We start from the raw sequence: 15,388 nt of genomic DNA, 5'->3' as shown, positions 1-15,388 counted from the left end.
TGCCGCCCCTTGATTATACCTGTTGCTCAGCCGGGCTGAAGGTTACGCTTTCTTCTTATCGCGGCTGTGCAGGCCCCGTTTTTCCAGGCCGCGGTAAATCAGCTGCTGCTGGAGAATGGTGACCAGGTTGCTGACGATGTAGTACAGCACCAGACCTGCCGGGAACCACAGGAAGAAGACGGTAAAGATCACCGGCATGTAGGTCATGATCTTCTGCTGCATCGGATCGGTCACGGTGGTCGGTGACATCTTCTGAATGAAGAACATGGTGATACCCATCAGCACCGGCAGAATGTAGTACGGGTCCTGTGCAGAGAGGTCATGGATCCACAGTACAAACGGTGCGTGACGCAGTTCTACCGAGCCAGAGAGCATATAGTAGAGCGCCAGGAAGATAGGCATCTGAATCACCAGCGGCAGACAGCCACCCAGCGGATTCACTTTCTCCGCTTTGTAGAGCGCCATCATTTCCTGGCTCTGCTTCTGCTTGTCATCGCCCAGACGCTCACGCATCGCCTGAATCTTCGGCTGCAGCATGCGCATCTTAGCCATCGAGGTGTACTGCGCTTTGGTCAGCGGGTACATGATGCCGCGCACGATGAAGGTGATGACGATAATGGAGAAGCCCCAGTTACCGATAAAGCTGTGCAGGAACTTCAGCAGCTTGAACAGTGGCTGAGAGATAAACCACAGCCAGCCGTAATCCACGGTCAGGTCAAGGTGCGGCGCAATCGCAGCCATCTTATCCTGAATTTCCGGGCCGACCCACAGCGTTGCGCCCAGCGTCTGCTGTGCACCTGCACCAACGGTAACCGGCGCTGACTTATAGCCGATCGCCGCTACGCCGTTGCCGAGGTTGCTGGTATACAGGGTATTATTGCCCTGCGTACGTGGCACCCACGCCGTGGCGAAATATTGCTGCAGCATCGCAACCCAGCCGTTGCTGGTGGTGGTGCTCAGATTCTCGTTATCAGCGATGGTGTCGAACTTATATTTTTCATATTTCGCATCGCTGGTGGAGTAGGCGGCACCGCGGAAGGTGTGCAGCGCAAAGTTGTTGCTGCCCGTGTCGCGATGCTTAGGCAGGTCGATGGTCTGCTTCAGCTGGCCAAACATCGCCACTTCCAGCGGCTGCTGTGAGGTGTTATTGATGTTGTAGTCAACGTTAACCGCGAACTCGCCACGCTTGAAGATGAAGGTTTTGGTATAAACCACACCGTTTTCGCCAGTCCAGCTCAGCGGCACACGCAGCTCAGTCTGGCCATCGGCCATGTCGAAGCTATCCTGTGCGGCAGTATAGAGCGGACGCGCGCCATTGTTCGGGTTGTCCGGGCCGTTACGACCGGTCAGGCCGCTCTGCGCCTGATAAACAAATGCCGGCGTGGTTTCCAGCAGCTGGAATGGCGCGTCGGAGCCGAGTTTATCCGGGTAGGTCAGCAGCTGAGCCTGTTCAATATCACCACCGCGCGTGTTGATATTGAGTGACAGGACGTCAGTTTTAACGGTGATCGTTTTGCCCTGACCGCTGGCCGGCACGCCGGAAGTGGCGGCATCACCCGCTGCGCTGCTTGTGTTCTGCGTGGTCTGGGTCTGCTGTGGCTGCGGAGCGTGGTCCGTCTGCCAGGCTTGCCAGATCATAAAAGACACGAACAGAAAAGCGATGAGAAAGAGATTGCGTTGCGAATCCATCGTTAATGTTCTCTGGTATCAAAGGTTTTTGGCGGCACAGGATCGTCGCCACCCGGGTTTAGCGGGTGGCATTTTAATACGCGTTTAATCGTCAACCAACTGCCTTTTATCACGCCGAAACGGCGCAGGGCCTCAATCCCGTACTGCGAACAGGTGGGATGGAACCGACAATGAGGTCCCAGCAGAGGGCTGATAGCGCGTTGATAAACGCGTATCAGTGCGATCAGGAGCCGCGAGCCAGGCGACAGTGACGACGCCATAGTTTCTCCAACGCTTCCATCAGTGCCCGGTTATCGAGGTCAGCAATCCCCTTTTTCGCAACAATAACAAAATCCATCGCAGGCAGTTCATGCTGACGCAGACGAAAACTTTCCCGGGTCAATCGCTTGATCCGGTTACGTTCATGCGCGCGCTTTACATGCTTTTTAGCGACGGTAAGACCGATGCGGGGATGCCCCAGCGAATTGCGGCGGCCGAGGATGGTGATTTGCGGCGTGCCAGCCCGAAGAGGTTGCTGGAAGACGAAAGTGAAATGAGCGGGAGTTAACAAACGTAACTCCCTGGGAAATGCGAGCTGAACCACGAGGGTTAGCTTTTATTACTTAGAAACGGTCAGACGAGAACGGCCTTTAGCACGACGACGTGCCAGAACCTGACGACCATTTTTGGTTGCCATACGAGCACGGAAGCCGTGTGAACGGTTGCGCTTCAGTACGGACGGTTGAAAAGTGCGTTTCATGGCGATTTCTACCTAAACTTGAAAAATTTCACTGGGTGACGCGTTTTCGGGGCAGTAAAGCGACCGACGCCTCAATGTGTCTTTAATAAAGAGGCGGGATTGTAATAATTGTACAGTCCGGAGTCAATTTACTTCGCTGGTCGCGGGACCTGAATACCCGGAAACACCGCGATTCCGGGCATTAATGCACCACGTGCCAATGCCGGGTGGGGAATTATACGGCCTGTAAAGGAAAGCGCAAGGATCGTCCAGGATCTTCTTGCGATCGCACACGCTATCCACAGGAAAAAAAACGCGACGGCGGCTGAAAAATTCGCGTCTGCTGCGCGATCTTCGCTTGCTTTTTTGCCAGAACGGATAAACTGTTCAAAGGTTTTACACCCTGTGGATAAATTGGATCAAAACTGTGTAGAAAGGGAAGATCTCTGGTGCGCTTTGCGCTATGATCCGCCCTTCCGCTGACGATCCTCACTGCGATCGCCGGGGATGACTACCGCAGACAGCGGTCGCAGGCGCTTTCTGACCGCCTGTGTCAAAAAAGACAGTTTCTATTATTAGCGCCTGAAATTCTTATCGATTTTGTACGAGTGGAGTCCGCCGTGTCACTTACGCTTTGGCAACAGTGTCTTGCCCGTTTGCAGGATGAATTACCTGCCACCGAATTCAGCATGTGGATCCGTCCACTGCAGGCTGAATTAAACGACAATACGCTGGCCTTATATGCACCAAATCGGTTTGTACTCGACTGGGTTCGGGATAAATACCTCAACAGTATTAATGGGCTGCTGAACGAATTCTGCGGCGCAAATGTGCCGTTGCTGCGATTTGAAGTGGGTACGCGTCCTGTGGCGCAGGTTGCTGCTGCACAGCCGGTTATGACCAGCACCGTCAGCGCGCCGGCACCGGTGGAAACCCGTCCGGCACCGGCACAGCTGCTGCGTCCGAGCTGGGATTCAGTGCCGGCACCTGCGGACGTGACCTATCGCTCGAACGTGAACAACCGCCATAACTTCGACAACTTTGTTGAGGGTAAATCAAACCAGCTGGCGCGCGCGGCGGCACGCCAGGTGGCAGATAATCCTGGTGGTGCCTACAACCCGCTGTTCCTTTATGGCGGCACGGGTCTGGGTAAAACGCACCTGCTGCATGCGGTCGGTAATGGCATTATTGCCCGTAAACCCAACGCCAAAGTGGTCTACATGCACTCAGAGCGGTTTGTGCAGGACATGGTAAAAGCGCTGCAGAACAATGCGATTGAAGAGTTCAAACGCTACTACCGTTCCGTGGACGCGCTGCTGATCGATGATATTCAGTTCTTTGCCAATAAAGAGCGCTCGCAGGAGGAGTTTTTTCACACCTTCAACGCGCTGCTGGAAGGCAATCAGCAGATCATTCTCACCTCTGACCGTTATCCTAAAGAGATTAACGGCGTGGAAGATCGTCTCAAGTCACGCTTTGGCTGGGGTCTGACCGTAGCCATTGAGCCGCCTGAACTGGAAACGCGCGTGGCCATTCTGATGAAAAAAGCAGATGAGAACGATATCCGCCTGCCGGGTGAAGTCGCTTTCTTCATTGCCAAACGTCTGCGTTCCAACGTGCGTGAGCTTGAAGGGGCGCTGAACCGCGTGATCGCGAATGCAAACTTTACCGGACGCGCCATTACCATCGATTTCGTGCGTGAAGCGCTGCGCGATTTGCTGGCGCTGCAGGAGAAGCTGGTTACCATCGACAACATTCAGAAAACCGTAGCGGAATATTACAAAATCAAAGTGGCGGATTTGCTGTCGAAACGCCGGTCGCGCTCTGTGGCGCGGCCGCGTCAAATGGCGATGGCGATGGCAAAAGAGCTGACCAACCATAGTCTGCCAGAAATTGGCGATGCGTTTGGTGGCCGGGACCATACCACCGTGCTGCACGCCTGCCGAAAAATCGAGCAGCTGCGTGAAGAGAGCCACGACATCAAAGAAGATTTCTCTAACCTTATCCGAACATTATCTTCCTGACGCATATGAAATTTATTGTTGAACGTGAGCAGTTGCTGAAACCCCTGCAACAGGTAAGTGGTCCGCTTGGCGGACGTCCGACGCTGCCGATCCTCGGAAATTTGCTGCTGCAGGTAAATGAAGGGTCGTTGTTGCTGACCGGAACCGATCTGGAAATGGAAATGGTAGCGCGCGTGGCGCTGAATCAGGCCCACGAGCCTGGCGCCACCACGGTGCCGGCGCGCAAATTCCTTGATATCTGCCGTGGCCTGCCGGAAGGCGCTGAAATCAGCGTTACGCTGGAAGGCGATCGCATGCTGGTGCGTTCCGGACGCAGTCGTTTTTCACTGTCAACGCTGCCTGCCAGCGATTTTCCTAACCTGGATGACTGGCAAAGCGAGGTTGAATTTACGCTGCCGCAGGCCACGCTGAAGCGGCTGATTGAAGCCACGCAGTTTTCAATGGCGCATCAGGATGTACGTTACTACCTTAACGGTATGCTGTTTGAGACCGAAGGTGAAGAGCTGCGTACCGTTGCAACCGACGGTCACCGTCTGGCGGTCTGCGCCATGCCGATTGGTCAGGCGCTGCCAAACCATTCTGTGATCGTACCGCGTAAAGGGGTCATTGAGCTGGTCCGCCTGCTGGACGGCGGTGAGAACCCGCTGCGCGTGCAGATTGGCAGCAGCAACATTCGGGCGCACGTAGGCGATTTCATCTTCACCTCTAAGCTGGTGGATGGTCGTTTTCCTGACTACCGGCGCGTTCTGCCCAAAAATCCGGACAAGGCGCTGGAGGCGGGCTGCGATCTGCTCAAGCAGGCGTTTGCCCGTGCGGCTATTTTGTCCAATGAGAAATTCCGCGGCGTACGCATCTACATCACTGAAAATCAGCTGAAAATCACGGCAAACAACCCGGAGCAGGAAGAGGCGGAAGAGATGCTGGATGTCTCTTATAGCGGCACCGAGCTGGAGATTGGCTTTAACGTCAGCTACGTACTGGATGTGCTGAATGCGCTGAAGTGCGAGAACGTCCGTCTGCTGCTTACCGACTCTGTTTCCAGCGTACAGATTGAAGACGTAGCCAGTCCAGCTGCGGCATACGTCGTCATGCCGATGAGATTGTAGGGGCGGCATTTATGCCGACCTGACGGATTTTTGCACCACTTCGGGAGCCATTAATGGCTCCCCTACGTTGATCCCCGGAACACGTCATGGCTTTAACCCGCCTTCTGATTAAAGATTTTCGTAATATTGAGCAGGCTGACCTGGACCTCGCACCCGGCTTTAACTTTCTTGTCGGCGCCAACGGCAGCGGTAAAACCAGCGTGCTGGAGGCGATTTATACGCTGGGTCACGGACGGGCGTTTCGCAGCCTGCAGGCGGGGCGGGTGATCCGTCACGAGCAGGAGGCGTTTGTCCTGCACGGGCGTATTGATGACGGCGGTGAACGCGCGCTGGCGGTGGGGCTGACCAAAAACCGCGCCGGCGACAGCAAGGTGCGGATTGACGGCAGCGACGGGCATAAAGTGGCCGAGCTGGCGCAGCTGCTGCCGATGCAGCTGATTACGCCTGAGGGGTTTACATTGCTCAACGGCGGCCCCAAATACCGCAGAGCCTATATCGACTGGGGCTGTTTTCATGCTTATCCCGGTTTTTTTATCGCCTGGAGCAACCTGCGTCGCCTGCTGAAGCAGCGTAACGCGGCGCTGCGTCAGGCCTCACGCTACAGCCAGATTCGTCCGTGGGATCAGGAGCTGGTGCCGCTGGCCGCGCAGATCAGCGCCTGGCGCGCGGAGTACAGCGCGGCCATCGCCAGTGAGATCACCGCGACCTGCAGCCAGTTTTTGCCTGAGTTTGCCCTGTCATTCTCTTTCCAGCGCGGCTGGGATAAAGAGAGCGACTATGGCGATCTGCTGGAGCGCAATTTTGAGCGCGATCGCGCGCTTACCTACACCGCCAGCGGCCCGCACAAAGCGGATTTCCGCATTCGTGCTGAAGGGACGCCGGTAGAAGATTTACTCTCACGCGGACAGCTGAAGCTGCTGATGTGCGCCCTGCGTTTAGCGCAGGGTGAGTACCTGACGCGCAGCAGCGGACGTCGCTGTTTATACCTGATTGATGACTTCGCATCCGAGCTGGATGACACGCGCCGGCGACTGCTGGCTGAGCGGCTGAAAGCCACGCAGGCTCAGGTGTTTGTCAGCGCTATTGGCACAGAGCATGTAATCGATATGAGCGACGAAAAGGGCAAGATGTTCCGCGTGGAACAGGGTAAAATAGCGGTTCAACCTGAAGATTAAATGAGCGAGAAACGTTGATGTCGAATTCTTATGACTCCTCAAGTATCAAAGTCCTGAAAGGGCTTGATGCGGTACGCAAACGCCCGGGTATGTATATCGGCGATACGGATGACGGCACCGGTCTGCATCACATGGTATTCGAGGTCGTGGATAACGCCATCGACGAAGCGCTCGCCGGACACTGCAGTGACATCGTGGTCACTATCCACGCGGATAACTCCGTGTCGGTGCAGGATGACGGGCGCGGTATTCCAACCGGTATTCACCCGGAAGAGGGTGTCTCGGCGGCGGAAGTGATCATGACCGTTCTGCACGCCGGCGGTAAGTTTGATGACAACTCTTACAAAGTGTCGGGCGGCCTGCACGGCGTTGGCGTTTCCGTGGTTAATGCCCTGTCGCAGAAGCTGGAGCTGACCATTCGTCGCGACGGCAAAGTGCATCAGCAGACCTACGTGCACGGCGTGCCGCAGGCGCCGCTGGCGGTTACCGGCGATACCGAGACGACCGGTACGCGCGTACGCTTCTGGCCAAGCCACGAGACCTTTACCAACGTCACCGATTTTGAATATGAGATTCTTGCCAAACGCCTGCGTGAGCTGTCGTTCCTGAACTCCGGCGTCTCTATTCGCCTGCAGGATAAGCGTGATGACAAGAGCGATCACTACCACTATGAAGGCGGCATCAGGGCGTTTGTGGAGTATCTGAACCGCAACAAAAACCCGATTCACCCTAACGTATTCTATTTCTCTACCGAGAAAGATGGCATCGGTGTGGAAGTGGCGCTGCAGTGGAACGATGGTTTCCAGGAAAACATCTACTGCTTTACCAATAACATTCCGCAGCGCGACGGCGGGACGCATCTCGCCGGTTTCCGTGCGGCGATGACGCGCACGCTCAATGCCTATATGGATAAAGAGGGCTACAGCAAAAAAGCCAAAGTCAGCGCCACCGGTGACGATGCGCGTGAAGGCCTGATTGCCGTGGTTTCCGTGAAAGTGCCGGATCCGAAGTTCTCCTCGCAGACCAAAGATAAGCTGGTCTCCTCCGAAGTAAAATCGGCGGTAGAGCAGCAGATGAATGAGCTGCTGAGCGAATACCTGCTGGAAAACCCGGCGGATGCAAAAATTGTGGTAGGCAAAATCATCGATGCGGCGCGCGCGCGCGAAGCAGCACGCCGTGCGCGTGAGATGACCCGCCGCAAAGGCGCGCTGGATCTGGCCGGCCTGCCGGGCAAGCTGGCAGACTGTCAGGAGCGCGATCCGGCGCTCTCTGAAATCTACCTGGTGGAGGGTGACTCTGCAGGCGGATCGGCGAAGCAGGGGCGTAACCGTAAAAACCAGGCGATTCTGCCGCTGAAGGGTAAAATCCTCAACGTAGAGAAAGCGCGTTTCGATAAAATGCTCTCTTCGCAGGAAGTCGCCACGCTGATCACCGCGCTGGGCTGCGGTATCGGCCGCGATGAGTACAACCCGGATAAGCTGCGCTATCACAGCATCATTATCATGACCGATGCGGACGTCGATGGCTCACATATCCGTACGCTGCTGCTGACCTTCTTCTACCGTCAGATGCCGGAAATCATTGAGCGCGGCCACGTTTACATTGCGCAGCCGCCGCTGTTTAAAGTGAAAAAAGGCAAGCAGGAACAGTATATTAAAGACACCGACGCGATGGATCAGTATCAGATCGCCATCGCGCTGGACGGCGCTACGCTGCACACCAACGCCAGCGCACCGGCGCTGGGCGGTGAGCCGCTGGAGAGCCTGGTCGCGGAGTACAACAGTACGCAGAAGATGATCAAACGCATGGAGCGTCGCTTCCCGGCAGCCCTGCTTAATGCGCTGGTTTACCATCCAACGCTGGCAGGGCTGGATGATACCGCCGCCGTCAGCAGCTGGCTGGAGACGCTGGTGGCGTATCTTAACGAGCGTGAAGCACACGGCAGCACCTATGTGGCACAGGTACGCGAAAACCGTGAGCTGCAGCTGGCTGAGCCGGTACTGCGTGTGCGCACCCACGGTGTGGATACCGACTACCCGCTGGATAGCGAGTTTATCGGTGGCCCGGAGTATCGCAAAATCTGTACGCTGGGCGAGCAGCTGCGCGGCCTGATTGAAGAGGACGCCTATATCGAGCGTGGCGAACGTCGTCAGCCGGTTGCCAGCTTCGAGCAGGCGATTGAGTGGCTGGTGAAAGAGTCACGCCGCGGTCTCTCCATTCAGCGCTATAAAGGGCTGGGCGAGATGAACCCGGAGCAGCTGTGGGAAACCACCATGGATCCGGACAGCCGCCGTATGCTGCGCGTCACCATCAGGGATGCGATTGCTGCCGATCAGCTCTTCACCACGCTGATGGGCGATGCGGTGGAGCCGCGTCGCGCCTTTATCGAAGAGAACGCGCTGAAAGCCGCTAACATCGATATCTGATACGCTCTGACCCCTCCCGCCCGGGAGGGGTTTTTTATATCCGCAAAGTCCTTTCTCCTGCACCATCCGGCATCTCAACCACCAGGCTCAGCCTGCCGCCCACCGCATCTGCGATCCGCCGCGCCGATAAACTGGTCAATGAGAGCTGAATCGCGCTAGCATGAAAGTCAGACCCTGAATTAACCGAGGACGTTATGGCGATAAAACTGATTGCGATCGATATGGACGGCACGCTGCTGAATCCGCAGCACGAAATCACTCCGGCGGTAAAAACAGCGATTGGGCGCGCGCGCGACAAGGGCGTGTCGATTGTGCTGGCGACCGGCCGCCCGTTTGTCGGCGTTGAGCGCTATCTGATGGAGCTGGATCTGCGCCAGCCGGGTCAGTACTGCATCAGCAATAACGGTGCGCTGGCGCACAAGGCCGATAGCGGTGACGTGGTGGCTGAGAAAACGCTGAGCTTTGATGATTACCTCTATCTTGAGCAGCTGGCGCGCGAACTCGGCGTGCATTTTCAGGCGTTCGACAAATCGTCCCTCTATACCCCCAATAAAGACATCAGCGAATACACCATTCATGAAGCCAGCCTGACCGGTATTCCGGTGCGCTATCGTGCGGTTGAAGAGATGGATCCGGCGACGCGATTCCCGAAAATTATGATGATCGATAAGCCGGCGCTGCTGGATAAAGCGATTGCCAGGCTGCCAGCGCGCATGCAGGAGAGCTACACCGTCCTGAAAAGCGCGCCTTATTTTCTGGAGATCCTCAACCCGCTGGTGAACAAAGGCTATGGCGTGAAGATGCTGGCGGAAAAACTCGGCCTGCAGCAGTCAGAAGTGATGGCGATTGGCGATCAGGAGAACGATCTGGCGATGATTGAGTATGCCGGCATCGGCGTGGCGATGGGTAATGCCATCGACTCAGTGAAAAAGATCGCTCAGTTCGTGACTAAAACCAATATGGAAGATGGCGTTGCGCACGCTATCGAAGAGCTGGTGCTGTAACCCCAGCACGTTTATATGATTCCCGGCACGCTGCGGGAGCCCCGCAGATAATCCCCCTCACCGCGGTATCTCTGTGCCGGTTGTGGAAGGTCGTATGGCCTGCCGCACCGGCATCACCTCCTTCTCAGACCAGCCGCGCGCTTCAGGCTTCCTCATTGCCGTGGTTAAACGCTGACGCTGTGCGCGTCATGACGAGCCGGCAGGGCCTGCCGATCGGTAAAATCCGCATCGATTGTCTGTTTTGTGATCTGAATTGTAGTACGAGATACATATGTAGTACTACAATCGTCCGCAATGGCTCAGGCAGCCGTTAGGTTTCAAACCAGGAACGCAGTAATCTGACGGGCTGATGCCCTTCATATACCGGACTCCCATGACACAACAACAGCTGAGCAAAACAGAGCGCATTATCCATACGCTGGGTGAAGAGATTGTCGCCGGTAAGTATGTGCCGGGTGCGGCGCTGCCCGCAGAAGCAGAGCTGTGCGAACAATTCGGGACCTCACGCAACATCATCCGTGAGGTTTATCGTGCGCTGATCGCAAAGCGCCTGATGGAGATGAAGCGTTACCGCGGTGCGTTCGTGACCCCGCGCAATCAGTGGAATTATCTCGATAGCGATGTATTGCAGTGGGCGCTGGCGCACGATCAGGATCCGCGCCTGATTGCCGCCATGAACGAAGTGCGCGTGCTGGTTGAGCCGCAGATTGCGCGCTGGTCAGCCGAGCGGGCGACCTCAACCGATCTGGCCGCTATCGAACAGGCCTATAACGATATGGTGGCAAACCATCTCGATCGCGAAGCGTTTAACGACGCGGATATTCGCTATCACGAAGCGGTGATGGGCTCGGTACATAATCCGGTGCTGCAGCAGCTTAACGTCGCGATAAGCCAGCTCCAGAAAGCGGTGTTTGCGCAGACGTACATGGCGGACGCCGGCAATATGCCGCGCACATTAGCTGAACATAAAGCGCTGTACGACGCTATTCGTCATCAGGATAGTGACGCCGCGGAACGTGCAGCAAAAGCGATGATTGCCAGCTCCACGGCCCGACTGAGAGAGATTTTGTGACCAGCTATATCGCTATTGACTGGGGCTCAACGAATTTACGCGCCTGGCATTATCAGCAGGGCGTCTGCGTTGATGAACGCCGCTCCCCCGCCGGCATCACGCGCCTCGGCGGGCAGACGCCAGCGCAGGTCTTTGCCAGCGTCACCGCTGGCTGGCCTGTAGATGAGGTGCCGGTGATCATGGCCGGCATGGTCGGCAGCAATGCCGGCTGGCTGTCGGTCCCCTATCTGCCCTGTCCGGCCAGCCTGAATGCGCTGCACGCTCACCTGACGCGTGTGGAGCAAAAAGCATGGATTGTGCCGGGACTAAGCGTTGAACGTGATGATAACTACAACGTGATGCGCGGTGAAGAGACGCAGCTGCTGGGTGCGTTAACGCTGCAGCCGGTAGCGCTGTGTGTAATGCCCGGCACGCATGCCAAATGGGTTCAGCTGGAACAGGATCGGGTGCTGGACTTCCGTACGGTCATGACCGGTGAGTTGCACCATTTACTGCTGCAGCAGTCGCTGATTGGCGCCGGTCTGCCCGAACAGGAGACTTCTCAGACGGCATTTATGCAGGGGGTGGAAAGAGGGTGTCAGGATGCGTCTGTTATTGCCCGCCTGTTTGAAGTGCGCGCGGCGCATGTGCTGGGCGCCCGCGATCGCCGTCATGTCAGTGAGTTTCTTTCCGGCCTGTTAATCGGTCATGAAGTGGCGCTGATGACGCAGCGCATGGCTGCATCACCACAGCCGATCGCCATTATTGGCGGCCACACGCTGGCGCAGCGTTATCAGCAGGCGCTGACGTTTATTAACCGGGATTCAGTTACGCTGGAAGGCGATGTTGCATTCCAGCATGGAATGAGGAGTATTGCGAATGTCCTGGCCCACTAAACTGCCGCTGATTGCTATTCTGCGCGGCATAACACCGGATGAAGCTGAAGCGCACGTCGGTGCGCTCATTGAGGCTGGCTTTGATGCCATCGAAATTCCGCTGAATTCGCCCGACTGGGCGCAAAGCATCGGGGCGATGGTGGCAACGTTTGGCGATAGCGCGCTGATTGGCGCAGGAACGGTGCTGGAAACGGCACAGGTCGACAGGCTGGCCACGCTGAACAGCAGGCTGGTGGTCACGCCCAACACGGATGCGGACGTGATTCGCCAGGCGGTCGCGCAGGGCATGATTGTTGCAGCCGGCTGTGCTACCGCTTCAGAAGCCTTTACCGCTTTAAAGGCGGGGGCGCAGGCGCTGAAAATTTTCCCCTCTTCAGCCTTTGGCCCCGGCTATATCAAAGCGCTGAAAGCGGTCCTGCCGCCGGAAGTCCCGGTGTTTGCCGTTGGCGGCGTTACACCCGAAAATCTGCATGAATTTATGGCTGCAGGCTGCATCGGCGCCGGTCTGGGCAGCGATCTCTATCGCGCCGGCCAGCCGCTGTCACGCACGGCAGAGAAAGCCCGCGCATTTATTGCTGCTTACAAGGACGCTGTACAATGAAAATTACCCGACTCACGACGTATCGTCTGCCGCCGCGCTGGATGTTCCTGAAAATCGAAACCGACGAGGGCATCACCGGCTGGGGTGAACCGGTAATTGAAGGACGCGCCCGCAGCGTCGAAGCAGCGGTGCATGAGCTGTCAGAGTATCTGGTCGGGCAGGATCCGGCGCGCATCAATGACTTATGGCAGGTGATGTACCGCGGCGGCTTTTACCGCGGTGGTCCGATTCTGATGAGTGCCATTGCCGGCATCGATCAGGCGCTGTGGGATATCAAAGGCAAAGCGCTTGGCGTACCGGTATATCAGCTGCTGGGCGGTCTGGTACGCGACAGTATCAAAGCGTATAGCTGGGTAGGCGGCGACCGGCCGGCGGAGGTCATCGATGGCATTCAGAAACTGCGCGCCATCGGGTTTGATACCTTCAAGCTCAACGGCTGCGAAGAGATGGGTATCATCGATAACTCGCGCAAAGTCGACGCGGCGGTCAATACCGTGGCGCAAATCCGCGAAGCGTTCGGCAGCGAGATTGAGTTTGGCCTCGATTTCCACGGCCGCGTCAGCGCGCCGATGGCAAAAGTGCTGATTAAAGAGCTGGAGCCCTATCGTCCGCTGTTTATTGAAGAGCCGGTGCTGGCCGAGCAGGCGGAATACTATCCGCGCCTGGCTGCGCAGACTCACCTGCCGATCGCTGCCGGTGAGCGGATGTTCTCGCGGTTTGAGTTCAAACGCGTGCTGGAAGCGGGCGGGCTGGCCATTCTCCAGCCCGATCTGTCGCACGCTGGCGGCATCACCGAATGCTACAAAATTGCCGCCATGGCAGAGTCGTATGATGTTGCGCTGGCGCCGCACTGTCCGCTGGGCCCGATTGCGCTCGCGGCCTGTCTGCATGTCGACTTCGTATCGCGTAATGCGGTATTCCAGGAGCAGAGCATGGGTATTCACTACAATCAGGGTGCCGAACTGCTCGATTACGTTATTAATAAAGACGATTTTAAAATGGATGATGGCCACTTTTATCCGTCGAATAAACCAGGCCTTGGCGTGGAAATTAACGAAGAGCTGGTGATTGAGCGCAGTAAAAATGCGCCAGACTGGCGTAATCCGCTATGGCGCTTCCCGGACGGCTCTGTGGCTGAATGGTGATCGCTGCTCTGCGGGTGACTGATTAAAATAATCACCCTGCGTCAGGCCGGATTATTCAGGCTGTTGGAAATTTATAAATATTTTAAAAAAAGTGCCGGGTAAATAAGGCTCAGGCTACCCCTCAGCCTTACTGACGGCACGGTATATTTACCGCTACGGCGGATTACATCTGACTATCTTACCCTGCATTGTTTGCGGTGCGCCTTGTTGCGCCCTGCGGACAACATCATGACGGAGAAACACCATGGATCTCTCTGCTGTTCAGGCCAGACCAACGCGGCGGCGTTATATTACGCTGTTAATGATCTTTATTACCGTGGTTATTTGTTATGTGGATCGCGCTAATTTAGCGGTAGCCTCAGCTCATATTCAGGAGGAGTTTGGCATTACCAAAGCGGAAATGGGCTATGTTTTTTCCGCCTTTGCCTGGCTATATACGCTCTGCCAGATCCCCGGAGGCTGGTTTCTCGATCGCGTGGGTTCGCGGCTGACCTATTTTATTGCCATCCTCGGCTGGTCGGTGGCGACATTATTTCAGGGATTTGCCACGGGCTTATTATCGCTGATTAGCTTACGTGCGGTTACCGGTGTATTTGAGGCGCCGGCATTCCCGACAAATAATCGCCTGGTAACCAGCTGGTTTCCGGAGCAGGAGCGTGCGTCTGCCGTTGGCTTCTACACCTCCGGACAGTTTGTCGGACTGGCATTCCTGACGCCGCTGCTGATCTGGATCCAGGAGCTGCTCAGCTGGCACTGGGTGTTTATCATTACCGGCGGAATTGGCATCGTCTGGTCGCTGGTGTGGATCAAAGTGTACCGGGCACCCAGACACAGCAAAGGGATCAATCAGGCCGAGCTGGACTATATTCGCGAAGGTGGCGCAATGGTTGACGGTGATGCGCCGTCAGAGAAAAAAGCACGCACCCGGCTTACAGCTGCCGACTGGAAACTGGTGTTCCACCGTAAACTGTGCGGCGTGTACCTTGGTCAGTTTGCGGTGACCTCAACGCTGTGGTTCTTCCTGACATGGTTCCCTAACTACCTGACCCAGGAAAAGCATATTGCCGCATTAACCGCCGGTTTCATGACAACCGTACCGTTTCTGGCCGCCTTTTTCGGCGTGATCCTGTCTGGTATCGTGGCCGACAGGCTGGTGCGCAGCGGACGCTCAATCGGCTTCGCACGCAAAACGCCGATCATCTGCGGTCTGCTGATCTCTACCTGCATCATGGGTGCTAACTACACCAATGATCCCGTGTGGATTATGGTGCTGATGGCGCTGGCGTTCTTCGGTAACGGTTTCGCCTCAATCACCTGGTCACTGGTATCATCGCTGGCACCGGTTCGTCTGATTGGTCTGACCGGCGGCATGTTCAACTTTATCGGCGGACTTGGCGGTATTACGGTTCCGCTGGTGGTCGGTTATCTGGCGCAGGATTATGGCTTTGCTCCGGCTCTGGTGTATATCTCCGCCGTGGCGCTGGTGGGCGCACTCTCCTATATTCTGCTGGTCGGCGACGTGAAACGCGTTGGCTGATCCGACGAGACGCGCA

At 56.4% G+C, this 15,388-nt stretch carries 14 protein-coding genes; 10 read left to right on the top strand and 4 right to left on the bottom strand.

The annotated features are described in order from the left end of the window. Nucleotides 1-42 precede the first annotated feature (42 nt). From yidC to rpmH, 4 genes are read right to left on the bottom strand one after another with little or no spacing between them, the layout of a single operon-like run. Entirely contained in the window at nucleotides 43-1,689 is a 1,647-nt protein-coding gene (yidC, locus tag C1Y41_RS16510; RefSeq protein WP_065647883.1) for a membrane protein insertase YidC, read from the bottom strand. Nucleotides 1,690-1,691: 2 nt separating this feature from the next. Further along, complete coding sequence (gene yidD, locus C1Y41_RS16505) at nucleotides 1,692-1,949, bottom strand: membrane protein insertion efficiency factor YidD (RefSeq protein ID WP_071668252.1); 258 nt, start codon at nucleotides 1,947-1,949, stop codon at nucleotides 1,692-1,694. Continuing rightward, entirely contained in the window at nucleotides 1,913-2,272 is a 360-nt protein-coding gene (rnpA, locus tag C1Y41_RS16500) for a ribonuclease P protein component (protein WP_071668251.1), read from the bottom strand. Before rnpA ends, yidD begins: the two co-directional genes overlap by 37 nt. A 15-nt stretch (nucleotides 2,273-2,287) precedes the next feature. Then, on the bottom strand, nucleotides 2,288-2,428 hold the full coding sequence (gene rpmH / locus C1Y41_RS16495; RefSeq protein ID WP_003849659.1) for a 50S ribosomal protein L34: 141 nt from the start codon (nucleotides 2,426-2,428) through the stop codon (nucleotides 2,288-2,290). Nucleotides 2,429-3,027: 599 nt separating this feature from the next. On the opposite strand from rpmH, the gene dnaA reads away from it, so the two are divergent. From dnaA to C1Y41_RS16445, 10 genes are all read left to right on the top strand, one after another. Then, the gene (dnaA, locus tag C1Y41_RS16490) at nucleotides 3,028-4,431 is read left to right on the top strand and encodes a chromosomal replication initiator protein DnaA (RefSeq protein WP_039381492.1); all 1,404 of its coding nucleotides are present in this window, start codon (nucleotides 3,028-3,030) and stop codon (nucleotides 4,429-4,431) included. A gap of 5 nt (nucleotides 4,432-4,436) precedes the next feature. Next, on the top strand, nucleotides 4,437-5,537 hold the full coding sequence (dnaN, locus tag C1Y41_RS16485) for a DNA polymerase III subunit beta (RefSeq protein ID WP_039381494.1): 1,101 nt from the start codon (nucleotides 4,437-4,439) through the stop codon (nucleotides 5,535-5,537). Between the two features lie 86 nt (nucleotides 5,538-5,623). Next, on the top strand, nucleotides 5,624-6,712 hold the full coding sequence (gene recF, locus C1Y41_RS16480) for a DNA replication/repair protein RecF (RefSeq protein WP_104085886.1): 1,089 nt from the start codon (nucleotides 5,624-5,626) through the stop codon (nucleotides 6,710-6,712). Nucleotides 6,713-6,729: 17 nt separating this feature from the next. Then, on the top strand, nucleotides 6,730-9,138 hold the full coding sequence (gyrB, locus tag C1Y41_RS16475; protein WP_104085885.1) for a DNA topoisomerase (ATP-hydrolyzing) subunit B: 2,409 nt from the start codon (nucleotides 6,730-6,732) through the stop codon (nucleotides 9,136-9,138). 194 nt (nucleotides 9,139-9,332) lie between these two features. Next, nucleotides 9,333-10,142: a sugar-phosphatase gene (gene yidA, locus C1Y41_RS16470; RefSeq protein ID WP_104085884.1), complete on the top strand. Its 810-nt coding sequence runs from the start codon at nucleotides 9,333-9,335 to the stop codon at nucleotides 10,140-10,142. A gap of 373 nt (nucleotides 10,143-10,515) precedes the next feature. Further along, nucleotides 10,516-11,214: a FadR/GntR family transcriptional regulator gene (locus tag C1Y41_RS16465; protein WP_039381509.1), complete on the top strand. Its 699-nt coding sequence runs from the start codon at nucleotides 10,516-10,518 to the stop codon at nucleotides 11,212-11,214. Continuing rightward, a complete protein-coding gene (locus tag C1Y41_RS16460) occupies nucleotides 11,211-12,089 on the top strand; it encodes a 2-dehydro-3-deoxygalactonokinase (protein ID WP_094111681.1) in 879 nt (292 codons plus the stop codon). Before C1Y41_RS16465 ends, C1Y41_RS16460 begins: the two co-directional genes overlap by 4 nt. Beyond that, nucleotides 12,073-12,690 (top strand): 2-dehydro-3-deoxy-6-phosphogalactonate aldolase, encoded by a 618-nt coding sequence (locus C1Y41_RS16455; protein WP_039381515.1) that lies wholly within the window; start codon nucleotides 12,073-12,075, stop codon nucleotides 12,688-12,690. The genes C1Y41_RS16460 and C1Y41_RS16455 overlap by 17 nt, the downstream gene beginning before the upstream one ends. Next, a complete protein-coding gene (dgoD, locus tag C1Y41_RS16450; RefSeq protein WP_039381519.1) occupies nucleotides 12,687-13,835 on the top strand; it encodes a galactonate dehydratase in 1,149 nt (382 codons plus the stop codon). Before C1Y41_RS16455 ends, dgoD begins: the two co-directional genes overlap by 4 nt. Nucleotides 13,836-14,079: 244 nt before the next feature. Beyond that, complete coding sequence (locus tag C1Y41_RS16445; protein ID WP_104085883.1) at nucleotides 14,080-15,372, top strand: MFS transporter; 1,293 nt, start codon at nucleotides 14,080-14,082, stop codon at nucleotides 15,370-15,372. Nucleotides 15,373-15,388 lie beyond the last annotated feature (16 nt).

This window comes from Pantoea sp. ICBG 1758, assembly GCF_002928325.1.
GTDB classification, from domain to species: domain Bacteria; phylum Pseudomonadota; class Gammaproteobacteria; order Enterobacterales; family Enterobacteriaceae; genus Pantoea; species Pantoea eucrina.
The sequence above is the reverse complement of the archived record's forward strand: the minus strand, read 5'-3'. Positions and strand labels throughout refer to the sequence as shown.